27 protein-coding genes are annotated in these 25,834 nt (G+C 39.7%); 13 read left to right on the plus strand and 14 right to left on the minus strand.

Translation table 11 applies throughout. The features are described 5' to 3' along the window. From ACX0HA_RS16670 to argS, 3 genes are all read right to left on the minus strand, one after another. Positions 1-895, minus strand: an 895-nt coding sequence (locus ACX0HA_RS16670) for a LysM peptidoglycan-binding domain-containing protein (protein ID WP_458846441.1), incomplete at its 3' end; no start/stop codon positions are given. After that, positions 885-2,393, minus strand: coding sequence for an SGNH/GDSL hydrolase family protein (locus tag ACX0HA_RS16675; protein ID WP_458846442.1), 1,509 nt, complete (start codon positions 2,391-2,393; stop codon positions 885-887). The genes ACX0HA_RS16670 and ACX0HA_RS16675, both read right to left, overlap by 11 nt. A gap of 17 nt (positions 2,394-2,410) precedes the next feature. Next, on the minus strand, positions 2,411-4,192 hold the full coding sequence (argS, locus tag ACX0HA_RS16680) for an arginine--tRNA ligase (RefSeq protein ID WP_458846443.1): 1,782 nt from the start codon (positions 4,190-4,192) through the stop codon (positions 2,411-2,413). A gap of 388 nt (positions 4,193-4,580) precedes the next feature. Between argS and ACX0HA_RS16685 the strand changes: the two genes are divergently transcribed. Further along, positions 4,581-6,983 carry a TonB-dependent receptor domain-containing protein gene (locus tag ACX0HA_RS16685; RefSeq protein ID WP_458846444.1) on the plus strand — a complete coding sequence of 801 codons (2,403 nt, stop codon included), beginning with the start codon at positions 4,581-4,583 and terminating at the stop codon, positions 6,981-6,983. Between the two features lie 124 nt (positions 6,984-7,107). Here the strand turns inward: ACX0HA_RS16685 and ACX0HA_RS16690 are convergent, their stop codons facing one another. Together ACX0HA_RS16690 and ACX0HA_RS16695 are read right to left on the minus strand one after the other, a co-directional pair. Further along, a complete protein-coding gene (locus ACX0HA_RS16690; RefSeq protein ID WP_458846445.1) occupies positions 7,108-7,611 on the minus strand; it encodes a L,D-transpeptidase family protein in 504 nt (167 codons plus the stop codon). Positions 7,612-7,781: 170 nt separating this feature from the next. Next, the gene (locus tag ACX0HA_RS16695) at positions 7,782-8,792 is read right to left on the minus strand and encodes a 3-oxoacyl-ACP synthase III family protein (protein ID WP_458846446.1); all 1,011 of its coding nucleotides are present in this window, start codon (positions 8,790-8,792) and stop codon (positions 7,782-7,784) included. Positions 8,793-8,974: 182 nt separating this feature from the next. Between ACX0HA_RS16695 and ACX0HA_RS16700 the strand changes: the two genes are divergently transcribed. Further along, positions 8,975-11,389: an alpha/beta hydrolase family protein gene (locus ACX0HA_RS16700; RefSeq protein ID WP_458846447.1), complete on the plus strand. Its 2,415-nt coding sequence runs from the start codon at positions 8,975-8,977 to the stop codon at positions 11,387-11,389. Positions 11,390-11,470: 81 nt separating this feature from the next. Continuing rightward, positions 11,471-11,860 carry an energy transducer TonB gene (locus ACX0HA_RS16705; protein ID WP_458846448.1) on the plus strand — a complete coding sequence of 130 codons (390 nt, stop codon included), beginning with the start codon at positions 11,471-11,473 and terminating at the stop codon, positions 11,858-11,860. Here ACX0HA_RS16705 and ACX0HA_RS16710 read toward each other — a convergent pair. Then, on the minus strand, positions 11,857-12,816 hold the full coding sequence (locus tag ACX0HA_RS16710) for an ABC transporter ATP-binding protein (RefSeq protein ID WP_458846449.1): 960 nt from the start codon (positions 12,814-12,816) through the stop codon (positions 11,857-11,859). The genes ACX0HA_RS16705 and ACX0HA_RS16710 overlap by 4 nt on opposite strands. Before the next feature lie 387 nt (positions 12,817-13,203). On the opposite strand from ACX0HA_RS16710, the gene ACX0HA_RS16715 reads away from it, so the two are divergent. Continuing rightward, entirely contained in the window at positions 13,204-13,821 is a 618-nt protein-coding gene (locus ACX0HA_RS16715) for a hypothetical protein (RefSeq protein ID WP_458846450.1), read from the plus strand. Positions 13,822-13,874: 53 nt separating this feature from the next. On the opposite strand, the gene ACX0HA_RS16720 is transcribed toward ACX0HA_RS16715, so the two are convergent. After that, positions 13,875-14,573, minus strand: a complete 699-nt coding sequence (locus ACX0HA_RS16720) for an OmpA family protein (protein WP_458846451.1) — start codon at positions 14,571-14,573, stop codon at positions 13,875-13,877. A 27-nt stretch (positions 14,574-14,600) separates the two neighbouring features. After that, complete coding sequence (locus ACX0HA_RS16725) at positions 14,601-15,053, minus strand: lipocalin family protein (RefSeq protein ID WP_458846452.1); 453 nt, start codon at positions 15,051-15,053, stop codon at positions 14,601-14,603. Between the two features lie 369 nt (positions 15,054-15,422). On the opposite strand from ACX0HA_RS16725, the gene htpG reads away from it, so the two are divergent. Further along, positions 15,423-17,303, plus strand: coding sequence for a molecular chaperone HtpG (gene htpG / locus ACX0HA_RS16730; RefSeq protein WP_458846453.1), 1,881 nt, complete (start codon positions 15,423-15,425; stop codon positions 17,301-17,303). Between the two features lie 101 nt (positions 17,304-17,404). Here htpG and ACX0HA_RS16735 read toward each other — a convergent pair whose 3' ends face one another. Both ACX0HA_RS16735 and ACX0HA_RS16740 read right to left on the minus strand, forming a co-directional pair. After that, positions 17,405-17,659, minus strand: coding sequence for a hypothetical protein (locus ACX0HA_RS16735; RefSeq protein WP_458846454.1), 255 nt, complete (start codon positions 17,657-17,659; stop codon positions 17,405-17,407). Between the two features lie 46 nt (positions 17,660-17,705). Then, positions 17,706-17,957 (minus strand): hypothetical protein, encoded by a 252-nt coding sequence (locus tag ACX0HA_RS16740; protein ID WP_458846455.1) that lies wholly within the window; start codon positions 17,955-17,957, stop codon positions 17,706-17,708. Between the two features lie 88 nt (positions 17,958-18,045). On the opposite strand from ACX0HA_RS16740, the gene ACX0HA_RS16745 reads away from it, so the two are divergent. Together ACX0HA_RS16745 and ACX0HA_RS16750 are read left to right on the plus strand one after the other, a co-directional pair. Beyond that, positions 18,046-18,804, plus strand: a complete 759-nt coding sequence (locus ACX0HA_RS16745; protein ID WP_458846456.1) for a response regulator transcription factor — start codon at positions 18,046-18,048, stop codon at positions 18,802-18,804. A 60-nt stretch (positions 18,805-18,864) separates the two neighbouring features. Further along, a complete protein-coding gene (locus tag ACX0HA_RS16750) occupies positions 18,865-19,362 on the plus strand; it encodes a hypothetical protein (protein WP_458846457.1) in 498 nt (165 codons plus the stop codon). A gap of 58 nt (positions 19,363-19,420) precedes the next feature. On the opposite strand, the gene ACX0HA_RS16755 is transcribed toward ACX0HA_RS16750, so the two are convergent. After that, positions 19,421-19,957 (minus strand): pyridoxamine 5'-phosphate oxidase family protein, encoded by a 537-nt coding sequence (locus ACX0HA_RS16755; RefSeq protein ID WP_458846458.1) that lies wholly within the window; start codon positions 19,955-19,957, stop codon positions 19,421-19,423. A gap of 152 nt (positions 19,958-20,109) precedes the next feature. On the opposite strand from ACX0HA_RS16755, the gene ACX0HA_RS16760 reads away from it, so the two are divergent. Next, a complete protein-coding gene (locus ACX0HA_RS16760; RefSeq protein WP_458846459.1) occupies positions 20,110-20,517 on the plus strand; it encodes a DUF2721 domain-containing protein in 408 nt (135 codons plus the stop codon). 58 nt (positions 20,518-20,575) lie between these two features. On the opposite strand, the gene ACX0HA_RS16765 is transcribed toward ACX0HA_RS16760, so the two are convergent. The 3 genes from ACX0HA_RS16765 to ACX0HA_RS16775 all read right to left on the minus strand — a co-directional run bounded on the left by ACX0HA_RS16765 (position 20,576) and on the right by ACX0HA_RS16775 (position 22,542). Further along, positions 20,576-21,178 carry a murein L,D-transpeptidase catalytic domain-containing protein gene (locus ACX0HA_RS16765; protein WP_458846460.1) on the minus strand — a complete coding sequence of 201 codons (603 nt, stop codon included), beginning with the start codon at positions 21,176-21,178 and terminating at the stop codon, positions 20,576-20,578. A gap of 106 nt (positions 21,179-21,284) precedes the next feature. Further along, positions 21,285-21,818 (minus strand): hypothetical protein, encoded by a 534-nt coding sequence (locus ACX0HA_RS16770; RefSeq protein ID WP_458846461.1) that lies wholly within the window; start codon positions 21,816-21,818, stop codon positions 21,285-21,287. 37 nt (positions 21,819-21,855) lie between these two features. Next, a complete protein-coding gene (locus tag ACX0HA_RS16775; protein ID WP_458846462.1) occupies positions 21,856-22,542 on the minus strand; it encodes a peptidase associated/transthyretin-like domain-containing protein in 687 nt (228 codons plus the stop codon). Between the two features lie 61 nt (positions 22,543-22,603). On the opposite strand from ACX0HA_RS16775, the gene ACX0HA_RS16780 reads away from it, so the two are divergent. The 5 genes from ACX0HA_RS16780 to ACX0HA_RS16800 all read left to right on the plus strand — a co-directional run bounded on the left by ACX0HA_RS16780 (position 22,604) and on the right by ACX0HA_RS16800 (position 25,833). Further along, positions 22,604-22,957 carry a DoxX family protein gene (locus tag ACX0HA_RS16780; protein WP_458846463.1) on the plus strand — a complete coding sequence of 118 codons (354 nt, stop codon included), beginning with the start codon at positions 22,604-22,606 and terminating at the stop codon, positions 22,955-22,957. Between the two features lie 206 nt (positions 22,958-23,163). Then, complete coding sequence (locus tag ACX0HA_RS16785) at positions 23,164-23,436, plus strand: DUF2805 domain-containing protein (RefSeq protein ID WP_458846464.1); 273 nt, start codon at positions 23,164-23,166, stop codon at positions 23,434-23,436. A gap of 126 nt (positions 23,437-23,562) precedes the next feature. After that, positions 23,563-23,844: a DUF2089 family protein gene (locus tag ACX0HA_RS16790; RefSeq protein ID WP_458846465.1), complete on the plus strand. Its 282-nt coding sequence runs from the start codon at positions 23,563-23,565 to the stop codon at positions 23,842-23,844. 15 nt (positions 23,845-23,859) lie between these two features. Beyond that, positions 23,860-24,435, plus strand: coding sequence for a hypothetical protein (locus ACX0HA_RS16795; RefSeq protein ID WP_458846466.1), 576 nt, complete (start codon positions 23,860-23,862; stop codon positions 24,433-24,435). A 9-nt stretch (positions 24,436-24,444) separates the two neighbouring features. Continuing rightward, entirely contained in the window at positions 24,445-25,833 is a 1,389-nt protein-coding gene (locus ACX0HA_RS16800) for an alpha/beta hydrolase family protein (protein ID WP_458846467.1), read from the plus strand. Position 25,834: the final 1 nt, after the last annotated feature.

Below are 25,834 nucleotides of genomic sequence, written 5' to 3' on the forward strand. Positions count from 1 at the left end.
ATGTATACTCCTTATAGCCTTTTGAAGGCAATAAATATATTTTTGACAATGGTGTATCGCTATGGTAATAGTTAGACGAAGGATCTGTTGAAAGATCTAACGGAATAAATTCCGATCGTTTTATTTCTTTTTTCTGCATTTGGCTGGTAGGTATTTTCAATGTCCTGCCTGCCCTGATGTTATCACTCTTAAGCCCATTAACTTTTTTTAACTGCGCTATTGAGATGTCATATTTGTTAGCGATGCTTCCTAAAACCTCACCGTTCTTAATTTTGTGAGTTATCTTTTTAGGAACTGTAGATTCCAACACAATCGTCTTGGAACTCGTTGCCAGATCAAACGTCTGTTTATTTTTTGGGGTTATAACTCTTAGCGTATTGAACTCATAAGAGCTGTCGCGCACATTAAGCTCTATCACAAAATTTTCGCGTGTCTTAAGGGCTATGCCACTCAGGCCAACATTCATTCCGTCTTCGGGAGAATAAATATTCCTTCGGCTCTGCCAGCCCGCGTTAGAGTTGAACCGTACATAATGCCCTCCGTTAGTCCTCGCCAGGCTGTGCGGAAATGTAAATCCACAACCTGCATTGCCAAAACGTCCCTGCAGTTGCTTACGGATATATCCCGTCATCAGGTCGGCCTGGATATGGGAATCACCAATATGCACAATATTTACCTTCCCCTTTTTCTCCAGTTCAAGCTGGTACAGCTTTTGGAAAACAACCTTTAAAGCAGAAGTATTAGTAATTATATTATCGCCGGTTACAATTTCGGTCGTATCGATATCGATCATGTCTACAAACACAGAGTCGATCTCCACATCGGTAGTATCGGTCTGGGCTGCAGCGTTAAGACACAACAGCAGGAATAAAAAGGCAAACAGCTTATTCTGCATCAGTTGTATCCGTTTTTTTGGTTATTGAATCCTGCTTTTTCACTTCAGGCTTTTTAGGTTGCTCAGTTGTCACAACAGGTTCGGAAGCCGCTACCGGAGTCGGAGCCATACCTCTCAGCCTTTTATACTGTTCGTATCCGTTGTTTATCTGCTTATAGATCAGGTCTGAAATTTGCTTCGCTCCCCTGAAATTAAAATGCGTATAATCTTTGTTGGCCCGTGCAGGAATTTCCTCCACCCATTTTACCATTGATCCGTCACCACCCATAAGCGTATACAGATTTACATAAGCAGCTTCTGAGCTTACAGCATATTTGCGCTGTGCACGGGTAAGCGGTACAACGGCAGAGTCAGTCTTCATCTCAAGATCATACTTGGTAGATTTATCGGCTGTCGAGACAATAAGAATTGCCACACCCGGAAAACATTCGCGAAGATGCGCTACTACTCTTGCCATCTTTCTTTCGTACCACGTATAGTTCAGTGATCCGTAATTCAACACGTTAGTACCGTATTGCAACACAATAAGGTCGTAGCCAAGTTTTTCGTTGAAGCCCTTCATCACTTCGGTATTGAAGGTCGCAATAGGCAGTCCGGAATTACCCCTGTTAGAGAAGTTATCCACATGAACACCCTGCCCGTTATCAAAGTTAAAGCCGTAGAATGGTATTGAATCAGCCTGTTTAAAGTTTGCTTTAAATGCTTTGAGATCTCCTTTGCCTATACTAAGCGTATTGACTCTTTTTGACGGATTCAGCTTTTTGTTGATGGTATCTTTACCTACTATAAAATCTACACTAGCCTCTTTGTTGCCCGATCTTCCGTAGAAAAGGGTTGGATTATTTAGCGATGAAAGATGGCTTATATTGCTTGCTTTATATTTTACCCATACCGGCTCAACCGTATCCTTTTTCACAAAGAATACGTGTCCATTTACACCAAAAGGCTTTAGGGGATTTTTTACATTAAGATAAGAAAGTGTTTTCCAATTCGATGAAAACTGATGTGAGATCGTACTCCTTGACGGAGCTGACTCCGAAGTAATGTTCACGAAGCCTACACCCTCACCGCCAAAACGCGATTGCAGACTGGCCCTGAATTCCTTTACGATCATATCACCATCAGTCATGGAATCGCCAAAGTAGGCTATCCTGACATTACCCTGCTGTTTGGTTTCAAGCTGAAGCAATTTTTCGTAAAAAAGTACCAGGTGCTGGTACCCTTTATAATCATCAAAATTTTCGGTTGGAAATTTAATACCGTTTACAGCCTCAAAGCTAATTTGGGTAGTATCACTCAGCGTATCTTCTTCGGTAAGCGAGCCATTTTCTTCAGCAGCAGCCTCTAGCGCAAGGCTGTCTACCACAACATTTTTTGTGTTGCCGGGAGTTTCGGTAAAGATTTTATTGGGTAAAATCTGCTTAAATCCAATAAGTGCCACAACTGCAATAACTACAAGGGCATAGGACTGAAAAAAATAAGACTTGTTCTGGCTCACGGGATCTGCTTTAAAAATTACATACGCTCAGGCATATCTATACCCAGCAGGCCGAAAGCGGCTTTTATAATTTCACCTGTTTTTTTAGAAAGCTGTACCCTGAATAGTTTAGTATTCGCGTCTTCTTCACCAAGAATAGAAACTACCTGATAGTAAGAGCTGAATTCTTTGGCAAGATCATAAGCATAGTTCGCAATGATTGCCGGGCTGTAGGAAACAGCAGCAGTCTGCACAACCGATACAAAAAGCTCCATCTGCTTGATAAGGTCTTTTTCTTTAGCATGAAGCGCAACTTCAGCAACATTCGTAGCAAGATCAAAATCAGCTTTACGTAAAATAGCCCTTGTCCTTACATACGACATTTGAATAAACGGCCCTGAATCCCCGTTAAAGTCAATCGACTCATTAGGATCAAAAAGGATACGTTTCTTAGGATCTACCCTAAGCATCTGGTATTTAAGGGCGCCAAGGCCAATAGTCTCATATAATTTTGCTTTCTCCTCATTAGAATAGCCTTCCAGCTTTCCTAATTCTTCCGAGATGCTTTTTGCAGTAGCAGTCATTTCAGCCATCAGGTCATCAGCATCTACTACAGTTCCTTCACGGCTCTTCATTTTACCCGACGGAAGGTCAACCATTCCATAAGAAAGGTGGTACAGGTGCTGAGCCCAGTCGTAACCTAATTTTTTAAGGATAAGGAAAAGCACTTTAAAGTGATAATCCTGCTCGTTACCTACGGTATACACCATACCGCCCACATCAGGAAAATCTTTTACACGCTGAATAGCTGTCCCAATATCCTGGGTAATATATACCGATGTTCCGTCAGAACGCAATACGATCTTACGGTCAAGCCCGTCAGAAGTAAGGTCTATCCAGACTGAACCATCAGGATCTTTTTCGAAAACACCCTTTTCAAGACCGTCAGCAACAACATCCTTCCCTAAAAGGTAGGTATTGCTTTCGTAATAGTTCTGATCAAAGCTAACGCCAATGTTTTTATAGGTTTCTTCAAAACCTTTGTACACCCAGGCATTCATTTTATTCCAAAGTGCCATTACCTCAGCATCACCCGCCTCCCATTTGCGCAGCATTTCCTGTGCTTCAAGAAGTATCGGAGCCTTTTTCTTCGCTTCTTCCTCTGTCATTCCAGATTCTACAAGCTCATTTATTTCTTTTTTATAGGCTTTATCAAACTCTACGTAGTAATTACCAGCAAGCTTGTCGCCTTTAATATTGTCACTCTCGGGAGTTTCGCCATGGCCAAACTTCTCATAGGCCAGCATCGACTTACAGATATGGATACCCCTGTCGTTGATAACCTGGGTCTTGTATACTTTTTTACCCGATGCTTCAATAATATTCGCTACCGAATAACCCAAAAGCACATTACGCACGTGGCCTAAGTGAAGTGGTTTATTAGTATTTGGAGAAGCATATTCTACCATGACAGCTTTGCTTCCTTCGGCAGGTGCCGGAAACGCAAAGTTCTCATCGTTCTTTATTTCATTGAAATAGTTGATGTAGTAAGCATCGGCAATTACAAGGTTAAGAAAACCCCCTACTACATTGAATTTTTCTACCTCAGCAGTGTTTTCAACAAGGTACTCCCCTATTTTATTGCCAAGTTCGGCCGGGTTACTGCCTTTTATAACTTTAAGCAGTGGAAAAATAACCATGGTAACATCGCCCTCAAATTCTTTACGGGTAGCCTGCAGTTCTATCTTTTCTACAGATACGCCAAATAAAGCATCAATTGCTTTTTCTATCTGGGAAGTAAGGATATTTGATATTGCCATTTGAGTATTATTTTTAAGCGTGCAAAGATAAACATATTTTACCAAGGTCAGGGCAGGAAATTATTTTAAAAAAGTGTTAATCACTACTTCAAAAAAACGAAGCCCGAATATCATGAATAAATCAAAAACATCCTGATTTTCAAACCTTATCAATTAACCCCAAGTTACATTAAAATGTTCAGCGAAATAGCATTATTATTTTGTTTCTTTCTAAATAATGTTTTTTTCACATTTTTTTGTAACAAAACACGCTCTTGATTGTCTTATCGTTAAGTACAGAAAGTTGAGTAGTTATAAAATTCAGCCAATGTATGAAAGGCATTATGTATTGAAAGTTCGTTTTACAGACCGTACATTTGCCAAACAATCATCAATCAAATCACGAACAATGAAATTTAAGTTTTTATGCATGCTCCTGCTTGGGAGCATCATGACTATGGCTGCCCAAAACCCAGGTACCATAACAGGAAAAATTATTGACAGCAAGACAAAAGAACCATTATCTTATGTTAGCATTGTCATCAAAGACAATGGCACCGTTGCAGGCGGAGTCATCACAGAAGACAACGGAACCTTTACCGTTAAAAACCTTCCGCTGAAAAGCTATACTGTAGAAGTTCAGTTTATGGGTTACAAAACTGTTAGCCTTGCAGCGGCTCTTACCGACACTGCAAAAAGCGTAAACCTTGGCACTATCAACATTACCGAAGAAGCCACTACACTCGAAGGTGTAAACATCGTAAAAGAGATCACTACTATTGAACAGAAGTTGGACCGTAAGGTAATTACCGTAGGGCGCGACCTTACAACTGCAGGTGGTACAGCATCGGAAATCATGAACAATATACCGTCTGTCAATGTAGACCAGGATGGTAATATCTCGTTGCGCGGTAATACAAACGTGAGGGTATTGGTCGACGGAAGGCCTACCAACCTTGACCCGGCACAATTACTGAAACAGATACCGGCTACCACCATAAAAAAAATCGAACTTATCACTAATCCCAGTGCAAAGTACAATCCTGAGGGTATGAGCGGTATCATCAATATCGTACTGCACAAAAACTCGAACGACGGTTTTAACGGCAGCTTTAATGCGGGCATCACTTTTGGAGAAACACCTAAGACCAACAATTCATTAGACATGAATTACCGCACAGGGAAGGTGAACTTCTTTACTACATTGGGAAGCAATGAAGGCAGAAACTTTAACGGAGGCTATGTAAACCGTTTCGATAAAGACTCGCATCAGCTTATCGATGTTGTGAATGACAACAAGAATATCCTTGGTAAAATTGGTATGGATTATTATATCAATGATAAAAACACGTTATCAGTATATACTAACCAAAACTATGGTGACGGAACGGCAACCATAAAAACTGATGCTATATATGGCCCCGATGAACCCGAGCAGGATATCTCCCAGACTTCTTTGCTGGATGGCGACAATTACAACAACTCTTATAACTTAGCTTTTAAACACAAGTTTGAAAAAGAAGGCCACACTCTTGACTTTGAAGGTAATTATAATGACACCAAAGAGACTCAGGCGGTAGGATATACAACCTCATTTGACAACACTAATGTCGAACTTTATAATGATGATGTTGAAGACAAACGTGAAAACTTCACAATGAATCTTGATTATGTAAATCCGCTAAGCGACAAGTCGACCTTAGAGCTTGGTGCCGAATCAAGGATAATTCGTTCTGACAATACTTACAATACAACAAACGGACTTATACCGATCGACCAGCGAAATGTTGATTATACCTACGACCAGGATATCTATTCTGCTTATGCTACTTTCGGGCAAAAGTTTGAGAAATTCAGCTACCAGTTAGGCGCACGTTTCGAAAGCTATAAAGTGAATGCGAAATACAATGGAGCACAGGCATTTAAAGATGATTATATTACGGTATATCCTTCGGCTTACCTGACATACAGCCTTAACGAGAAAAATATGCTTCAGTTAAGTTACAGCCGTCGTGTAGACAGGCCAAGCCTGGAGCAGACAAAACCTATAAGGGAGTTTGCTACGCCGCTATTCACTTCATTAGGTAATCCTGAACTGAAACCACAGTTTACTAACTCGGTTGAATTCAACTATACTAAAATGTTCGGTAAGGGCTCATCAATAACGGGAGGTGTTTTCTACAGGCTGATAAACGACGAGATAAGCAGGATCTTGTATCCTAACGAAGCTACCGATAACAAAAACGACCAGATAATGAGTTATGGCAACTTCAACAACAATAACTCTTTTGGTTTCGAACTTTCGTCAAACTACAAGGTAAATAAATGGTTGGATATGCAGCCGGCAATAGACTTTTCGAGCATTTCCCAAAAAGGAAGAGTTGCCATTGAGCAAACTGACGGAACTTATGCCGTTAACACCAAAAGCATAACTGCAAATGCATTCAACGCAAGGCTTAATGTGAACCTTAAAGCTAACAGCAGGCTAAACTTTAATGTATTTGGTTTCTACCGCGGGCCGGTAAACGGAATCCAGAACGACACTAAGAATATGTACAAGATAGACAGTGGTGTACGTTATACCCTGCTTGACAATAAAATGACACTGAGCCTTCGCTACAACGACATGTTCAAAACCATGCGTTACGGATTCGACTCTACCAACCCATTCCCGCAGGAAGGAGAGTTCAGATGGGAAAGCCGTACGGTTTACTTCGGACTTAATTATATGTTTGGTGGAGGTAAAAACAGGGCTATGCAGCGCAAAATGCGTGACGATAATACAAAACAAGCCGGCGGCGGAATGTTCTAATCTGCCAAAGGAAACAGCTTAATATGTCTTCATATTAAAATTAGGTTTAGGTTGTAAAAACCCCGGGAGTTGCGCCCGGGGTTTTTCTTTTTATTTAATTCAAAACTGTCACTGCGACTGAGAACTATGGAAATATCTCTATCTCTGCATTCTGTTTTACAGCAGCATAAAGCTCGTCAACCTCATCATTAGTCACAGCGATGCATCCTGCAGTCCAGTCTTTAAGGCAGTGGCATTTGCCAATGTAACCACGGCCATTTTTTAATCCGTGAATTTTAATATCTCCGCCTGCAGGCTTACCAAGTTTTACTGCATTCGCTTTGTCAGTTTCATTAGGATAAGACACACCTAAGTTTTTATGATAAGCACTATTAGGATTCCGTGCATTGATGATGTAACTGCCCTCGGGAGTCTTGTTATCACCCTCACACTGCTTATGCCCTACAGGATCTTTACCCAGAGCTATATCATACGTTTTTACAAGGCTTCCATTGGCATAAGCTTCCATTTTCCGTTTTGACTTATACACAACAAGCTTATCTATGATAATGCCTTCGGGCAAAGGTTTACCGGGATACCAATACCAGGCAACAGCTACAATAGGCAACAGAAGTACTAACCAAAACATATATTTACTTGTAGATTTCAGATTTGTGATTTTAGATTGCAGACTCTCAAACTTATAAAAAATTCCACTTTCTAATCCTGTTCAGAATTAAAAAGTGGAATTATATTTTAGTCTTCAGCCATCTGCTGAGTTTAGACTTTATGACTTTAAAAACTTACGACTAACCAGAATTACCATTTAATGATAGCACTCCCCCATGTAAAGCCGCTTCCGAAAGCTGCAAGCACCACGGTATCGCCTTCTTTGATCTTGCCAAGTTCCCAGGCTTCGGTAAGCGCGATGGGCACAGATGCTGCTGTCGTGTTACCATACTTCATGATATTATTGTACACCTGATCATCGGTAAGTCCGAATTTTTGCTGGATAAACTGAGATATCCTCAGGTTAGCCTGATGAGGGATAAGCATATCGATATCACTTACCTGAAGATTATTGGCTTTAAGCCCTTCATTGATTACCTCACTGAAGCGAACAACTGCATTTTTGAAAACGAATTGCCCGTTCATGTACGGATAATAGCTCTCATCATTAGGGTCGGCATCAGCAATGATATCGGTTACCCAACGCTTGCCCATACCCGGCGCTGTAAGGGAAAGCTCTTCGGCATGCTGCCCTTCGGAGTGTAAGTGTGTAGAAAGGATACCTTTAGTCAGGTCTTCTTCACGGCTAAGTACTGCCGCTCCTGCCCCATCTCCAAAGATAACCGATACACCACGTCCGCGTGTAGTCATGTCAAGCCCTGTCGAATGCACCTCAGATCCTATAACCAATATATTCTTGTACATCCCTGTCTTAATGAACTGGTCGGCTACAGATATGGCATAGATAAAACCAGAACACTGATTGCGCACATCGAGTGCACCAACCGTACGTTTCATACCAAGATCCCTTTGCACAAGCACTCCCGGCCCAGGGAAATAGTAATCAGGACTAAGGGTAGCAAACACAATGAAATCAATATCTTCTTTGTCAATATTGGCGCGTTCAATGGCAATTTTAGCTGCCTTAACCCCCATGGTTGTGGTGCTGTCTTCGCCTCTTATTATGTGTCTTCTTTCTTTGATACCTGTACGCTCCTGGATCCACTCGTCATTAGTTTCCATAATTTTGGAAAGATCGTCGTTCGTCACTACATTATCCGGAACGTAATAGCCTAAGCCTGAAATTTTTGAATGATACATGAATTGATTATTTTATTAAAAATAAGAATGCAAAATTAAACATTCTTTAAAAGTGAATTACAAATTACAACTCTTTTTTAAGTTATGCTATTTTTAGGGCGAAAACCATTTACTTAAAATCAGGTGTAACAAGATTGTATTTTAGTATACTAATTATAAGATGTTAACCAATTATCTACTACATGAAAATACTTTTTACCTCATTGCTTTTTGTACTTGCAGGGCTTGGCCTTCAGGCACAGGAAAATGTAACTTATCAAAAGCCCCCAAAAGAGATACTTGAACTTGTAGATGTGCAAAGAGCACCTTCTGTCTCTATGGACAGTGAGCACAAACACATGATACTGATGTATCGCAATGCCTACAAAACACTGGAAGATCTTTCTGAAACTGAACTTAAGCTCGGCGGATTGCGTATTAACCCAAAAACGAATATTTCGAGTACGGTAACCTATGTAAACAACCTGAAATACAAAAAACTGAAAGATAAAGAACCTGTTCAGGTAAAAGGACTGCCGCAAAATCCGAAGCTTACCAATTTCTCCTGGTCGCCCGATGAAACCAAGATGGCATTTACCAATACTACTGCTACCGGAGTTGAGCTATGGATTCTTGACATTGCAACACTTCAGGCAAAAAAGCTTACCGATGCGACCATTAACGCTAACATGGGCGGACCTGTTTCGTGGTTTAAAGACAATACTTCACTACTAGTAAAAATGCTTCCTGCCAACAGGCCTACACTAATTAATACCGCCGAAGCAATACCATCCGGCCCAACAGTTACCGTTAGTGACGGAACAAAAGCTCAGAACAGGACGTATCAGGATTTGCTGAAGAACAAAAATGATGAAGCTAATTTTGAAATGCTAACCACTTCCGAACTATACAAGGTTACACTTGATGGGAGGCAATCTCGCTGGAAAGAAGCAGCAATATACAGCAGTACAAGTTTTTCGCCCGATGGCAACTACCTTATAGTGACTACGCTTCAAAAGCCGTTTTCTTATATCGTAACCTTAGACCGTTTCCCTACTAAGAGCATTATATATGATGCTTCCGGAAAAGCTATCACTACCTTCAACGAAAAGCCGCTTATCGAAGACATGCCTAAAGGCTTTATGGCTACCGAAAAAGGAAAAAGGAGCATTGGCTGGAGAGCCGACAAGCCTGCAACATTAGTTTGGGCAGAAGCTCTTGATGGCGGGGATCCGGCAGTAGAAGTTCCGTTCCGTGATGAAGTTTTCCAGCTTGAAGCACCATTTACAGGTATTCCTAAGAGCATGGTAAAAACAATTAACCGTTACAGGGGCATAATCTGGGGAACAGATAACCTTGCCATCCTGAATGATAACTGGTGGAATACACGAAATACCAAAGCATATACCTTTAATCCTTCTGATGCTTCGCAAAAACCGGAGATAATCTTTGACTACAATTATCAGGATGTTTACAACGACCCTGGAAGCTTTGATACCAAAAGAAATCAGTGGGGACGTTATATACTGAACCTTGAAGGCAACAATGCCTACCTGACCGGGGATGGCTTTACCGAAAAAGGCCAGTTTCCTTTCATCGATCAGTTTGATGTAAAGACCAAAAAGAAAACCCGTCTTTACCAGTCAAAATATACCTCAAAAAAAGAGTCTATAAACAGTATTCTTGATATCAAAAAAGGTGAAATTCTTGTTCAGCTGGAATCGAGTAACCAATACCCTAATTATTATATCAATAATTTCAGGAAGCAAAAGCCTGCCCAGGTGACGTACTTTGAAAATCCATTTAAAAAGATAGAGAACGTCAGTAAAGAAGTCATTAAATACAAAAGGGCTGACGGACTTGATCTAACTGCCACACTTTACCTGCCTGCCGGTTACGACAAAACCAAAAAAGAAAAGCTGCCAATGATCATGTGGGCATATCCGGCAGAGTTTAAAGACAAAAACAGCGCATCGCAAACCACTGCAAACCCTAATGAGTTCACTTACCCTAATTATGGTTCGCCAATATACTGGGTAACGAGAGGATATGCAATCCTTGATGATGCGTCGTTCCCAATTGTAGGAGAAGGCAAAGAAGAGCCTAACGATACTTTTATGCCACAACTTGTTGCCGATGCAAAAGCTGCCATAGATGCGGTTGACGCACTGGGTTATATCGACAGGAAACGGGTTGCAGTAGGCGGGCACTCCTATGGTGCCTTCATGACGGCCAACCTGCTTACCCACTCTGATTTGTTTGCAGCGGGTATCGCCAGAAGCGGCGCTTACAACAGGACACTTACACCGTTTGGTTTTCAGAGTGAAGAAAGAAACTACTGGGATGCACCTGAGGTTTACAATACCATGTCGCCATTTATGCATGCTGACAAAATGAAAACACCTTTATTGCTTATTCACGGAGAAGCCGATAACAATTCGGGTACATTCCCTATGCAGAGCGAAAGGTATTTCAACGCCCTGAAAGGTTTTGGAGCACCAACACGCCTGGTGTTATTACCTAAAGAAAGCCATGGGTATTCTGCCATCGAAAGTATTCTGCACCTGTTATGGGAACAGGATCAATGGCTTGAGAAATATGTAAAGAACAGGAAATAAAATCCTTACTTAACATAAAAATAAACCCCACATATCGATGTGGGGTTTATTTTTTTAATACTTTCGCTTTAAACTTTAATTATGAAGAAAATAGCTACAGCTGCTTTATCTGTCTTTTTTGCATTTACTGCAAATGCTCAGGAAACTTCTAATAATTCTATAACTACAGAAACCGGTAAGACGAACGGCAGGCAAAAAGCACCTGAATATCCCGGAGGCTTAAAAACGTTTTTAAATTTCGTTGGTCCTAAAGCGCAACGGGCAATAAGCTACAAGCCGGGATCTATGGTTGTAACCTTTATGGTAAATGAAGACGGAAGCGTAAGTGAAATTGAGACCGTTCAGGGTATCAGTCCAAAATTTGACGAAAAAGTACGCGATATAATTGCCAAAAGTGAAAACTGGATTCCGGGTGAGCAGGACGGAAAAAAAGTTAAAGTACAGTACAGGCTGCCTTTACGTTTCAATTAACTAAAAGCCTCCCTGTCAACCGCGATAGAAACCTCTGTATTCACTTCAAGTTCTTTGTTGTGCTCAAAAAATATTACCTGTCGGTTTAGCGCTCCTTTTATCAGGTAGCGGTTGCCTTTAAAATAACATTGTTTTACAACAACCTTGAGCGGTCCGCCTTCGGTAATTTTTAATTGATGTGGGTAGATCAGTACTTTTTCCTCGGGGTTTTGTGTTAGCGTAAGCAGTTCCAGCTTAATCTCGTTTACCTCGCCAAAAAGCGAAGCAGTATATTTATCCTGCGGAAAATAGTAAATTTCTTTTGAAGGTGCTTTATCCAGTAATTTTCCGTGTTTCAGCACTATGGTTTCATCGGCAAAAGACAGGGCATCGGTACTGTCGTGTGTTGCTACTATGACCGTAACACCTTTTTGCTGAAGATAAGCGAACAGGTTTCTCCTCAGCGCATTCTTCCTGAAGTTATCAATATGACTGAAAGGTTCGTCAAGCAATAAGACCTCAGGCTCAAGTGCCAGAACTTTTGCAAGTGCTATACGCTGCTGCTGGCCTCCGCTAAGGTACTTTGCCTTAACATCGGCAAAAGCATTCATTTCTACTATTTCAAGCAGCTCATTAATACGTCTTTGTTTTTCTTCGGGATAAAAATTAGATAGAAAACTACCTACATTCTCGGCAGCCGTAACATAAGGCATAAGATCAAAATCCTGCGCCAGGTATTTCATGTAAGACATACCGGGAATAAGATTATGCTTTGGCCCTGTAACAGCCCCGCCTTTATAGGTAATCTCACCTTCGTTAAGGTCGTAAAGCCCGTAAATAAGTTTAAGCAGCGTGCTTTTGCCACAGCCACTCTCACCAATAACAGCAATGTTCTGGCCTTTTTTTACGGTAAAATTTATATTGTGGAGAATTATCTTATCGGTGTAGCCGAAAGAGATGTTCTTTACTGCAAGCATCTATGTTATATTATTCTGCAAAAATATTCATTTACTGAATACCGACCACAGAGCTTAACAAATAATAAGGCTAAATTATTCAGGGCAATACTTCACCCTCCTGTATTTAAATTTTAATATTCTTTTAACAATTTAACTGTCAATATTATTTAACATATTTCGTTGTACCATATATCACCCATACTCACTCATTTATTGGCTCGGTTAAAAATTTAAAGGCGCTTTCCTTAAAAGAAAAACGCCTTTACCAACCAACCAATAAATAACATCCCTTACTATATATGCTGCTTTATGCAGCATTAAGCAACTGATAATTATATGTACGTAATCGTCAGGGCATTTGGTTTTGTATTTAACTAATTTAACAGTGGGGCTCTGCCTGATAGTATGAAAAAAACAATCACAATTTTAGCATTAGCATTGTCAATGCAGGCATTTTCGCAATTGAGCGTAACGCGTAACCGTTTTAACCAATTTTCATTTGAGGCAGAATATGGCCTTACATCTCCACGTGGTCCTGCAGAAACGAGCTATAAGCATGCAGCTGTCGGTTTCCGGTATATGGCTAATGAATACTGGGGTGTAAAAATTGATTATGCACACGACCGCATAGACGACAATGGTACTCCCGGTACAGGCAGCATCCTTGACAGGGCATCGGTACAGGCAGTATATAACATTGGGCGGGTTCTTAATTTAAGAGACCTTACGAACAGCTCACTAAACCTGTTGCTGCATGGAGGGGTGGGCTATTCGAGATTAAACCCTTTTGAAAATAAAAAATATGATAATATAGGGAACCTTATCATTGGAGGTACTGCCCAGGTTTATATAAATTCGTCATTTGCATTGACAGGCGACATTTCAGGTATATTAAACTTCAGGCAGCAAAATAGCTTTGACAGCGAATACCTTGGAAGAACTTATACCGGAAAAATGCTTAATGCAAGCATAGGCCTGACGTACTATTTTGGCCGTAACGGCAACAGGGCCGACTGGTGGTAAAACAAAAAAGCTCCCCGCGATGCGGGGAGCTTTCTTTATAATCAAATAATTAATTATTGTTTTGCAGCTTCTTTTTGAGCGTCAGCTTTCATTTTTTCGTTTGCAGTGATAGCAAACTCTACACGGCGGTTTTTAGCCATACCATCTTTAGTAGCGTTGTCTGCAATTGGCTCAGCTTCTCCAAGTCCTGAAGTAACGATTCTTGCAGCTTTAATACCTTTGCCTGAAAGGTATGTTTTAACCGATGCAGCTCTTTGCTCAGACAGTTTTTGGTTAAGCTCATCGCTTCCGCTGCTGTCAGTGTAACCTACGATCTGGATATCAGTGTCAGGATACTCGTTGAATACCGGTACAAGCTTATCAAGATTACCTTTAGCTTTAGCCGTTAAAGTAGATTTACCAAGGTCAAAGTTTACAGAGTTCTCACCAAGAGTGATCTTGATACCTTCTCCTACCCTTTCAACGTCAGCACCCGGAAGTGCCTGGTCGATTTTCTGGGCTTGTTTGTCCATGTTGTTTCCGATAACACCACCGGCAGCACCACCTACAACACCACCAATGATAGCGCCAAGGGCAGTATTACCACCTTTACCAAGGTTGTTACCAAGGATACCACCGATAACTGCTCCTGAAGCCGCACCGATAGCCACACCTTTTTGAGTATTATTCGCATTTTTTGTTGCTTCACAAGAACTTAATGTGATACTTGCAACAAAAGCAACCGCAAGAATATAAATTTTTGTCGTTTTCATGATAGAAATATTTGGGTTTATTATTGATTACATTTTAGAGAACTGGTAAACAACCTCAACGTTTTTACCACCTACGTTTACGTTATCCACTAGTTGGAAAGAACTTTCAGATTGGTTCCTCATCTTAAGGAAATAGCCTTCGGTTACTTTTTTTGCTTTAGTGCCTTCAGTGATCTTAAGGGTAAAATCGCCTGTTTTTGTCACAGTCCAAACAATAGGGCTACTGAAAGAAGGGCAGTTTCCTGTTCCGCCTACATTCATGTTACCTTTATTGTTGTTAGCAACAAAACTCCATGAGCTGCCTACAAAACATTTAGAATCGGCAACATCAAATGATGTTACTTTAATATAATCAGAACCAGAGTAGCTTACATTAGTAATTGTCCAGTTGCCTTTAAGACCTGATTGTGATTTTGTGTCAAGGCCTCCGCATGAAGCCAGCATAATGACAAACATGCTTAAAAAAAGAAATTTTTTCATAGTGTTAAAAGGTTTTAAAGGTTTAAATCCACCGTAAATTTTGTAGTATAAAATTAGTGAATTCCATAGGTACTTTACAAGAGTTATGCCGTTTTTTTAATAAGAATAGCTTTAATAAATTGTAAACCACAGTAACCTGATAACTAACACAATGCTGATATGCAAGGGGTTTTTATCAACATTATTTTTTTGACTCATCCATATTAATCTTTTCTTAATGCAGTATTTTTTTAACAATTAACGGCTCTTCCTGACGTTTTTATTCGCATAAAAGATAAAACAACGAAATGCCAATTTGTCACCAAAGGCCAATTGGTATCTTATTTGAGTAAGCAATGGAAACTAAATCATATAAAAAACCTTATAACTATGACAACAGGAAAAATTAATGTTTCGGTAGAGAACATATTTCCCTTAATCAAGAAATTCTTATACAGCGATCACGAGATCTTTTTACGTGAATTGGTTTCAAATGCTACTGATGCAACCCTTAAGCTGAAGCACCTTACCAACATTGGTGAAGCAAAAGTGGAATATGGCAATCCGGTTATTGAAGTTAAGATCGATAAGGAAGGTAAAAAAATCCACATTATCGATCAGGGTATCGGTATGACAGGTGAAGAGGTTGAAAAATATATCAATCAGGTAGCATTTTCGGGAGCTGAAGAATTTCTTGAAAAATATAAAGACTCTGCTAAAGATTCAGGTATAATCGGCCATTTCGGGCTTGGATTCTATTCTGCCTTCATGGTAGCCGAGAAAGTAGAGATCATCACTAAATCATATAAAGACGAACCTGCAGTACACTGGACATGTGACGGTAGCCCGGAATTTACACTTGAGCCGGCTGACAAAACTGACAGGGGTTCTGAAATCATCCTTCACGTTGCAGAAGATTCGCTGGAGTTCCTTGAAGATAACCGCATTGGTGAACTACTAAGGAAATATAATAAATTCATGCCGGTGCCAATCAAATTCGGTACCCGTACAGAAACGCTTCCTAAACCGGAAGATGCTCCCGAAGATTATAAAGCAGAAGAAATAGAAGTTGACAACATCATCAACAACCCTAACCCTGCATGGACAAAACAGCCTTCTGATCTTACGGATGAAGACTATAAAAACTTCTACCAGGAAGTATACCCTATGCAGTTTGAAGACCCGCTTTTCAACATCCACCTTAATGTTGACTATCCCTTCAACCTGACAGGTATATTATACTTCCCGAAACTTTCGGCAGATCTTCAGGTTCAGAAAGACAAAATACAGCTGTACCAAAACCAGGTATTCGTTACCGATAATGTTGAAGGTATAGTACCGGAATTCCTTACTATGCTTCGCGGCGTGATCGATTCTCCGGATATTCCGCTTAACGTATCGCGTTCGTACCTTCAGGCTGATGGTGCCGTGAAAAAAATATCAAACTACATTACCCGTAAAGTAGCTGATAAGCTGAAGTCACTATTTACCGAAAACCGTGAGGATTTCGAACAGAAATGGAATGACATCAAGATCGTTCTTGAATACGGTATGCTTAGCGAACCTAAATTCTACGAAAAAGCAGGCTCATTCGTACTATACCCAACTGTTGACGGTAAATTCTTTACCCTTGACGAGCTAAAAGAAAAACTGGCTCCTACACAAACGGACAAAGATGGCAAACTGGTAGTGCTTTATGCTTCTAACAAGGATGCACAGCACAGCTATATTGCAGCCGCTCAGGATAAAGGCTATGAAGTACTGCTTCTTGACTCTCCTATTGTATCGCACATTATCCAGAAACTGGAAGGTGACAATGACAACTTTACTTTTGCCCGTGTAGATGCTGACCATATTGACAACATTATCAAAAAAGATGAGCAGCAAATCTCTAAATTAAGTGAAGAAGAGCAGGAAAAACTAAAAACATCAATTAAGGAATACCTTCCGGCATCAGGCTATTCGGTACAGCTTGAAGCTATGGACAGCAATGCTTCTCCATTTATGATCACGCAGCCTGAGTTCATGCGCCGTATGAAAGAGATGAGTGCAAGTGGTGGGCAGGGCATGTTTGGCAACTTCCCTGACATGTACAACCTGGTAGTGAACAGTAACCACGAATTGTCTTCTGCAATATTGAACAGCACTGACAAAACGCATCAGGAAGCATTGGTAAAACAGGCTCTTGACCTTGCCAAGCTATCGCAAAACCTGTTGAAAGGTGAAGAGCTTACGGCTTTTGTTAAGCGTAGCTTTGAACTTATAAAATAAATTATTGGATTATTAGATTTCCGATTATTAGACAAAAACCTGCAGTGAGAGCTGCAGGTTTTTTATTTAATTGGAGATTGGTTGGGAAATTATGAGTTTGTTTAAGATGCATTTATGTTATTTTTCTCCTTACGTTTAGCAATTTCTCCCTGTACCGACTTTAATCCAAACACTAACGAACCGCCCACTACAGGCAATATACCCAGTGGCAGATAGGATAACGGATTAGTAGTCTGAAGATAAAGCAGAACAACGATCATGAATACTCCAATGATTATGTAACCCCAAAGGATACCCTTTAATCTGGATTCAAGCCCGGTAAGCTCTTCTAAGCTCTGTTCAGCTATTTTTTTCATAATAGTTGGTTATAGTTTTTTGCAATTTACTTCAGCATTTAGCATATTATTGAAGATCCGGATTGTTTAGCTCTTTGCGTTTGGCAATTTCATCCATTGTCATTTTCAACGACAGGAACAACGGCAAAACCACTACAGGCAAGACCAAAACAGGAACAAAAAGCATCGGTTTTGCATGTAGATAAATCAATAGTAAAACGGCAATTACAATCAATATGCCATACCCAATCAGTACGCCCTTTAGTTTTGATTTTCGCTCTGAAAGCTCTTCTAAAGTAAGTTCAGCTATTTTTTTCATAATTGCGGGTTGGTTTTCAGCAAAGGTGAAGACAAAAAAATTTTTTAATACTACACTATAGTGTAAATTTGATACTGAAAAAAATGCCATGGACACTATAAAATCAAGCTTGCTTAACCGGAACAGTATTGCAAAAACCTCTGAAGCAGATTATGTTATAAATCAGGATTACCTTGAAGCCATAAAGGCTTTTACACGCCTGACGTATGAAAGCATCTATGTGATCGATTACGAAAAGATGGCTTTTGAATATGTTTCTGATAATCCTTTATTCTTATGTGGCTATACAGCTGCCGAAGTAAAGGAAATGGGCTATGAATTCTATTTCAGGAATGTCCCGCAAAAAGATCTGGAAATGCTCAGTAGTATCAATGAAGCCGGGTTTGATTTTTATGAGAAATTGTCTGTAGACGAAAAGAAGCTTTATTCCATAACCTACGATTTTCATCTGACCAATAAAGACAACAGAAAAGTGCTCATTAACCATAAGCTTACACCATTAATGCTTACCGCGGAAGGGAAATTATGGAAATCGCTGTGTGCAGTATCTATCTCAAACCATAAAACAGCCGGAAACATCTATATCTATAAACATGGCTCGGATGAAATGTGGACACTTGATACCACTACACGTGTATGGCAGAAATCGAATAAGGCCATCCTTACAAAAAAAGAAATCCAGGTGTTGCAGCTGCATGCCCAGGGACTTACCATTAACGAAATTGCCGAAAAACTACACGTAGCACCTGATACCATAAAATATTACAGAAGAAAAATCTTTGAACGACTTAATGTAAGCAACATCCTTGAAGCGCTTTCGTATGCTGTGAACAGGAAGATTATTTAAATCAGTGAGATTGCGTCACTGTAGTTTTTATATATTTATCTCCAGCAAACCAATCCGACTATGAAATACTACTACCTACTACTGTTTACGATTACAACTTTACAGACAGCCTGTTATTCTCAGGAAAACAGATTTTTTGTGGATCCTACAGAAAAATATGAGATCCAAATTCCTAAAGAATGGACTATTAAAAAATTATCAGGATCTAATTTATTGGTAAGAGCTTCAGGAAAATCACCTATAAAATTCTTTACACTGGTTATTGCAAAATCTGAAACCTCTGATTTGGAACAGAGCTACACTGCTTTTGTATATAAAATGTCCGGTTCAGAAGGTTTTAAAATTATAAGACAGGGTGAAAAGATTATTAATGACCAAAAATACAAATGGTTTATTGAAAGTCATAAAAGCAGAAGAAACGGATTAGAGGAAACCTCCTATATTTTATTCACCAATAAAGAAGGAAAAATAATTCAGGTAATTATGGTAGCAGATCCTCAGGATCTCGAAATTGCGAAAACCCATTTTGATACAATAGTCGAAACGCTGAAATATTAAACAAAAAAGCCATCCCTCATTTCTGAAAGATGGCTTTTCACCTAACTAACACTTACAATTAAGGTGTGATATTTCCTTCTATAGAGTCATCGTAGGTTTCGCCCACGGCTGCTCCATATAATCTTTTTATCATTGATATAGCCATATTGGTCTTTACATCCCAGTAGTAACCTTCTTCAGGAGTGAATTTAATTACCGTTATCCTTGGATCGTCCTTACCTTCGGTAAACCATGTTTTCATCTGGGCATCCCAAAGTTCATCAATCTTTTGCTTGTCGGTGCTGATGGTTGCCTTCCCGTAAAGGGTCATGAAATCACTGTAGGATGAACCCTGAAATAATAACTGTACTGCAGGATCGGCCTCAATCTCTTTATTTTTGTGGGAGTCATTAGCGCTCAGGAACCAGAAGTTCCCTTCGTCATCAATTTTTTCCGGTGCCATTGGGCGGGTCTCGAAGCGTTTACCGGTTTCTATCCTTGTACAAAAGAAACATCCTCCTGACTTATCTGCAAGGGATTTAATCTTGTCAAGTGCCTCCTGCCCTATCAGGTTTTTAAAATTGTCTTCTTTCTGTTGTTTGTTAATCGAGTCCATAGCTGTTGTTTTTTATTGTTATCAGCTTAAAATTAAACCAATTACAATTAGACAGTTGTTAGCGCTATACTAATTAACCTTAAAGTATCATAATTTTAAGAGTCGTGAGCGTTATAAACTTTCATAACTTTACTCATCCAAAAAACACCTGCATGAACCTTCCCATAGAAACCCCTGCCCTGTTATTTTCGGCAACATCTCTGATATTATTAGCCTATACCAACCGTTTCCTGACTATCGCTACCATCGTTCGCGGACTGAAAGCTAATTATGAAGCAAACCAGACAAAAAGCATACTGCTGGAAATTGCCAACCTCAACAAAAGGCTGACGCTCATTCGCCACATGCAGATGTATGGCGTACTAAGTTTGTTTTTCTCCGTTTTTTCCATGGCATTGCTTTTTGGCGGTATCGAAGATTGGGGTGCTTATATTTTTGGGTTGAGCCTTTTACTCTTACTTAGCTCGCTGGCAATATCTTTTTGGGAAATAAGCATTTCGGTAAAAGCATTGCGCATTCACCTGAACGATCTTATCGAAGAAGCGAAGCAGCACAGTTGATTTGTTGATGCGGTTATTTGTTTATCTGAAGCTACACCGAACGAATAAGCGAATCAACTTACTCGACTATCCATAACAAAACCGGCTTTTCAGTTTTTTGGAGTTTGTTGTCGAGTTTTTCCATAAAAGCATCCGATACTGCGGGGCAACCCCAGCTTAAGGGTGTGTATTGCGGATAGATCTCGGTATTGGAAACTGCGTCCCAGGAATGCAGCACTACTATCCTGTTTCTGGCATTGCTGTTGGTTTCTTCCAGGCCTTCAAGCCAGTATTTTACATTGATGCCCCAGGTACTGTAGTCGCGCTTGCTAACCTTGTACTTTCCTATTGACGAGCAATGGCTGTCGTTGCGATTGCTGAATTTCACTTTCTGATATTTAGTATCATTGGCATCAAACGCGTCGCATGCCCCATGGGTCACAAGATTGCTGTCGGTGATCTTTTTCTGCTTGAAATCGTACACATAAAAACGCTTTTTACCCGAGTGCACACTCAGGTCGACCAAAAAATAATAGTCTTCACAATATTGCTTCTTTTTACAGAAAGCCAGCGCTTCGGTATGTTGTGACGCATAGTTTTTGGGCTTGGCAGATACTTCATTATCTGAAGATGCCATACAGCTCATCAGGCTGAACAGCAAAAGTGTGAGTGAACGCAGCATATAGTACAGGTGTAGGGTTATACCTATAACTATAAATCTAGTTGTTTAGTATAGTTTATTGGTTGATGCGGTTATTTGTTGATTTGAAACTAAGTAATGAATAAACTTATTTAACTTTCGTCAGCATATTATGATAACTTTTGCCTTTAGCTGTGGCGGTAAAGTAAATATCGTTACCATCTACCTTATCAACAACGACATTCATAACGGTACCGGGTTCAAGCTGCACCCCGGGAACCGTAGACATTATAAGCATATTATCATATTCGCACTCCCCTTTCCAGGTCAGTTTCGACATCAATATATATTTTCCTCCTTTATGTTCTTCGGTACTCATGTCGTCAACAATCTTAACTACCACAGGATCGCCCTGAGTATCGCTATAGGTAAAAGTTCCTTTACGGAGTATCTGGCAGCCTGTAGCAGCTGGATTTGAAACAGGCGAATATTTTGCAATGGTGTCTTTGTGCGTACTCATTATTGGAGCAGAAACAGTAGCAGGCTTTACCCCTGATGCAATGCTGTCTTTTAGTCCGTATAATTCTTCTTGTGATTGTGCCTCTTTTTTTTCCTCCCCACACGAAAGTAGCATAAGGAAAACAGCAGCAACTATAACTTTGTCAATGGCAGTTTTTATCATGTTACAAAAATAGTAGATAGTTCTTTTTAATTACAATTTAGTCTACAAAATCGGAATCATTCAGATGTATTGATTGTTCGGGAGGTGCTGTAGAATTGACCGGAGGAAGTGTAAGATTGTAGTACTTTTCATCATATTCAGGATATACAACTACAAGCCTCAATGAGATATTAGAGTTTTTATCAACATATAAATATCTTGTAGCTGCGACATTATTCTGAGTTATATCGGGTAAACTGTAAGGTTTTGCACTAAAACCAGTAGTAATGTTAACCGGCAAAATACTCAGATTATCAGGTATAATTTTTAAAACAAGAGGATATAGCTGAGTCCCGCTAAAATCAATCTTAGCAGGTGTCTTTAAATCTCTTTTATTAATTTCAAAAATATCAGAGTTGTTTTGTACATCTTCAGCCGGCTCAAAAATAATCCTGTAACAATTTCCTTTTCCGGTAGTTTTAAATGTAAAATCAAAATAACCATTACTATCTGTATATGTTGAATCTATGCTCCCCTTAAAATCATAATTTGGTGTTATTGCTCCATAGTTTTGTGTCTTCATATATTCCTCGACTATGATTTTTTGCCCACTCAATGGAAGTTCATTAGCAGAATCATATATCCGCCCGCTTACCGGCGTTTCGATACCGGCATGCAACGGTTCGGGATCTTTCTCGCATCCCACACACAGCAGGATAATAAATAAGTATAGTAAATTTTTCATAGTAGTTGGATTTACATCAAAAATAAGTAAAAACCGTTAACTTTGAATAAATCAATATTTTATGATATTACCATGGCATTTATATTTAATGGCATCGCTTTACATACTGGCAGGAATTAACCATTTCAGGGTGCCACGCATTTATGTAAAAATGATACCATCTTTACTTCCTGCGCCGAAAACACTTAATGCTGTCAGTGGCATCGCCGAGATTATTTTAGGGATATTACTTTGCATCCCTACAGTCTCAGCATTTGCCGCATGGGGAATCATTGCCCTACTGATTGCCATATTTCCTGCTAACATCTATATGTATACCAATGAAAAAGCATCCATGGGTTTACCTAAATGGGTAAGACTCATCAGGCTTCCGTTACAATTGACACTTATTTACTGGGCTTTTCTTTACACCTGATTTTCAGGAAAAGTACCGGACAACAGAAAAAACGTAATTCTTTTGGCAATGTTCCCGCCAAGATTTTCAAATTATTAATTGAATTTTAAAAAATTATAAAAAAACCTCAAAAAGTAAGGCACTCTCACATTCGATTATTTTTTTTACTAATATTGAGTATCGAATCTTAAACATTTAAAACATTATCTGATTTAATTTTTCATCTGATGAAAAAGAACAACCGTACTGAATTAGGCAAAGAAGCGTTAGACAGGATAGTAACGCTGGCCCAGGAAGAGAGAAAACCCTTTGAAGAGATTAAGAAAGAATTCGGTTTATCTGAAAAGGAAGTGACAGAGATCATGCATAAAAAATTATCCCCTGATAATTTTGAATTATGGAAGAAAAAGGTAGCCGCTAAAAAGCCCAAACCTAAACCATTGAACAGTCTGGAAGACGATGAACTGGACTCTAGATATTACTTTAAGAATAAATTTTAATACATAAGCTCCTTTAATCAGGAGCTTTTTTTATTACAAAACTCAACAAAAAGTAAAATTATTTTAATTTTATTTAGTTTTTATTTAATTTTATTTAACTTTGCTTTGAGTTAAATAATAAAAATCATGCAAACACCTAAACTTCCTATCACCTGCCCCAGCTGTTCGGCCTCGCTGAATGTGTCGCGACTGTCGTGCCCCACGTGCACAACAGAAGTAACGGGAAATTTCCCTTTACCACCATTATTGCGGCTCCCGGCAGAAGAACAGGCTTTTATACTTCAGTTTTTCCTGACCAGCGGAAGCCTGAAAGAAATGGCCTCACAAATGGGTATCAGCTACCCAACTGTACGTAACAGACTTGACGACCTCATCGAAAAAGTAAAAAAACTAACACCTGAAGAATAACCAATAACCTACCTTATGAAAAAATTACTGTTCAACCCGTTTGAGAAATTTGATGCGCGCGCCCTGCTTTTCACAGGAATCCTTATTACTGTAATCGGAAGTTTATTAGGTTACAGATATAATGCGCGGTTCGATGGTGTTCTCGATGTGCATTTTTCTGCAGATGTAAAATATGTAGAGCCTTTTAGTGACAATGTATTCAATATCGCATTCCTTTTTATTGCGCTATATATTTTTGGCCGCATTATCAACAAAAAAGTAAGGCCTATTGACATATTGGCTACGGTTATGATCTCAAGGCTTCCTTTATATCTAGTATGCTTTGCAAATGTTGACGGCAAGCTGTTCATAGAAGCTGCTAAAGCATTCGAAAATGGTCCTAACGCACTTTCTGCCAACCCGGCTGATCTGATGGTCGTAGCAATTATTGGATTACTTATGGTACCTTTTCTTGTCTGGTATATCGCGTTGCTTTACAATGGTTTTAAAATTGCCGTTAATGCAAAAACAGCTAAACATAACTTACTATTTGCACTTGCCTTAATTATTGCCGAGATACTTTCTAAAATATTATTATATATCATTTACTAATCAATCATCATGAAAAAAATATTCGTATTCGCTCTACTGCTGCTAACAGCATCGATATTCGCACAGGACATATCCGGAAAATGGCAGGGAAACCTTGTTGTACCAGGCGGCAAACTGAAACTCGTACTAAACATAACTCCGGGTGTTGGAGGCTATACCGCTACTATGGACAGTCCTGATCAGGGTGCCAAAGACATGCCGGTAGATAAAATTGCTTTTACCGATAACACACTGACTTTTTCTATTGCAGCTGCAGGCATCAGCTACAAAGGAACCCTTGACAAAGAAATAATAAAGGGGACATTCAACCAGGGCAGCTATGCCCTTGAGCTTAACCTTAGTAAAGGCGAAATTGTAGAAACTAAAGCCAAGCGCCCACAGACCCCTAAAGCACCTTTCCCTTACTATACCGAAGACGTTACTTTTAAGAACGAAAAAGCAGGTATTACACTTGGTGGAACCCTTACCCTTCCTAAAAAAGAAGGCAACTATCCGGTAGTGATTCTTATCAGCGGAAGCGGTGCTCAAAATCGCGACGAAGAAATCCTGGAGCATAAACCTTTCCTTGTGATTGCAGACCATCTTACCCGAAACGGCATTGGCGTACTGCGTTATGACGACAGGGGTGTTGGTGCATCAGGCGGAAATCCTGTAAACAACACATCGGCAGATTTTGCTACTGATACGCAGGCAGCCCTGGATTACCTTAAAACCAGAAAAGAAGTCAACAAAAAGAAAATCGGGCTTATTGGCCACAGCGAAGGAGGCCTGATCGCTCAGCTCATAGCCGAAAAAAATCCCGATATCGCATATATTGTTATGCTTGCCGGCCCCGGAATACACGGTAGCGAACTAATGGTATTGCAAAACTACCTTGTTGGCAAAGCAGACGGTATACCTGAAAGCGAACTTACCGCCATGGGGGTAACACTTAGAAAGGCATACAGCATAATTGGTACCGAGAATGATGTCAACATCAGAAAGGCTACTGTAAACGATATATTCACTAAAGAATTTGGACCATTTTTTGCCTCTAAGGGTGTTCCAAAAGATGAGATTGGCCGTGTTGTGGCAGCACAAACAGAACAGCTCACTTCACCGTGGTTTGTATACTTTCTTAGATATGATCCGGCCAGAGTAATCGAAAAGATAAAATGCCCTATACTCGCCCTTAACGGAAGCAAAGACATACAGGTAGCTGCCGATGCAAATCTTGACGGCATTAAAAAAGCTGCCGAAAAAGGCGGTAATAAAAAAGTAGTCACTAAAAAGCTTATGAACCTGAACCACCTGTTTCAGGAATGTACTACCGGCTCTATACAAGAATATGGAGAGATAGAACAAACCATTGCTCCTGTTGTTTTAAACGATATTACTGCCTGGATAACAAAACAGTAAA

The organism is Flavobacterium hauense, from assembly GCF_054457175.1.

What these genes read in the sequence shown, in the direction of transcription:
- ACX0HA_RS16780 (WP_458846463.1), top strand. Translation starts at nt 22,604, where the DNA reads ATGATATTACCATGGCATTTATATTTAATGGCATCGCTTTACATACTG.
- ACX0HA_RS16745 (WP_458846456.1), top strand. Translation starts at nt 18,046, where the DNA reads ATGGACACTATAAAATCAAGCTTGCTTAACCGGAACAGTATTGCAAAA.
- argS (WP_458846443.1), bottom strand. Translation starts at nt 4,192, where the DNA reads ATGGCAATATCAAATATCCTTACTTCCCAGATAGAAAAAGCAATTGAT.
- ACX0HA_RS16700 (WP_458846447.1), top strand. Translation starts at nt 8,975, where the DNA reads ATGAAAATACTTTTTACCTCATTGCTTTTTGTACTTGCAGGGCTTGGC.
- ACX0HA_RS16790 (WP_458846465.1), top strand. Translation starts at nt 23,563, where the DNA reads ATGCAAACACCTAAACTTCCTATCACCTGCCCCAGCTGTTCGGCCTCG.
- ACX0HA_RS16705 (WP_458846448.1), top strand. Translation starts at nt 11,471, where the DNA reads ATGAAGAAAATAGCTACAGCTGCTTTATCTGTCTTTTTTGCATTTACT.
- ACX0HA_RS16775 (WP_458846462.1), bottom strand. Translation starts at nt 22,542, where the DNA reads ATGAAAAATTTACTATACTTATTTATTATCCTGCTGTGTGTGGGATGC.
- ACX0HA_RS16770 (WP_458846461.1), bottom strand. Translation starts at nt 21,818, where the DNA reads ATGATAAAAACTGCCATTGACAAAGTTATAGTTGCTGCTGTTTTCCTT.
- ACX0HA_RS16750 (WP_458846457.1), top strand. Translation starts at nt 18,865, where the DNA reads ATGAAATACTACTACCTACTACTGTTTACGATTACAACTTTACAGACA.
- ACX0HA_RS16760 (WP_458846459.1), top strand. Translation starts at nt 20,110, where the DNA reads ATGAACCTTCCCATAGAAACCCCTGCCCTGTTATTTTCGGCAACATCT.
- ACX0HA_RS16740 (WP_458846455.1), bottom strand. Translation starts at nt 17,957, where the DNA reads ATGAAAAAAATAGCTGAACTTACTTTAGAAGAGCTTTCAGAGCGAAAA.
- ACX0HA_RS16690 (WP_458846445.1), bottom strand. Translation starts at nt 7,611, where the DNA reads ATGTTTTGGTTAGTACTTCTGTTGCCTATTGTAGCTGTTGCCTGGTAT.
- ACX0HA_RS16735 (WP_458846454.1), bottom strand. Translation starts at nt 17,659, where the DNA reads ATGAAAAAAATAGCTGAACAGAGCTTAGAAGAGCTTACCGGGCTTGAA.
- ACX0HA_RS16795 (WP_458846466.1), top strand. Translation starts at nt 23,860, where the DNA reads ATGAAAAAATTACTGTTCAACCCGTTTGAGAAATTTGATGCGCGCGCC.
- ACX0HA_RS16785 (WP_458846464.1), top strand. Translation starts at nt 23,164, where the DNA reads ATGAAAAAGAACAACCGTACTGAATTAGGCAAAGAAGCGTTAGACAGG.
- ACX0HA_RS16725 (WP_458846452.1), bottom strand. Translation starts at nt 15,053, where the DNA reads ATGAAAAAATTTCTTTTTTTAAGCATGTTTGTCATTATGCTGGCTTCA.
- ACX0HA_RS16800 (WP_458846467.1), top strand. Translation starts at nt 24,445, where the DNA reads ATGAAAAAAATATTCGTATTCGCTCTACTGCTGCTAACAGCATCGATA.
- ACX0HA_RS16685 (WP_458846444.1), top strand. Translation starts at nt 4,581, where the DNA reads ATGAAATTTAAGTTTTTATGCATGCTCCTGCTTGGGAGCATCATGACT.
- ACX0HA_RS16765 (WP_458846460.1), bottom strand. Translation starts at nt 21,178, where the DNA reads ATGCTGCGTTCACTCACACTTTTGCTGTTCAGCCTGATGAGCTGTATG.
- ACX0HA_RS16720 (WP_458846451.1), bottom strand. Translation starts at nt 14,573, where the DNA reads ATGAAAACGACAAAAATTTATATTCTTGCGGTTGCTTTTGTTGCAAGT.
- ACX0HA_RS16715 (WP_458846450.1), top strand. Translation starts at nt 13,204, where the DNA reads ATGAAAAAAACAATCACAATTTTAGCATTAGCATTGTCAATGCAGGCA.
- htpG (WP_458846453.1), top strand. Translation starts at nt 15,423, where the DNA reads ATGACAACAGGAAAAATTAATGTTTCGGTAGAGAACATATTTCCCTTA.
- ACX0HA_RS16710 (WP_458846449.1), bottom strand. Translation starts at nt 12,816, where the DNA reads ATGCTTGCAGTAAAGAACATCTCTTTCGGCTACACCGATAAGATAATT.
- ACX0HA_RS16755 (WP_458846458.1), bottom strand. Translation starts at nt 19,957, where the DNA reads ATGGACTCGATTAACAAACAACAGAAAGAAGACAATTTTAAAAACCTG.
- ACX0HA_RS16695 (WP_458846446.1), bottom strand. Translation starts at nt 8,792, where the DNA reads ATGTATCATTCAAAAATTTCAGGCTTAGGCTATTACGTTCCGGATAAT.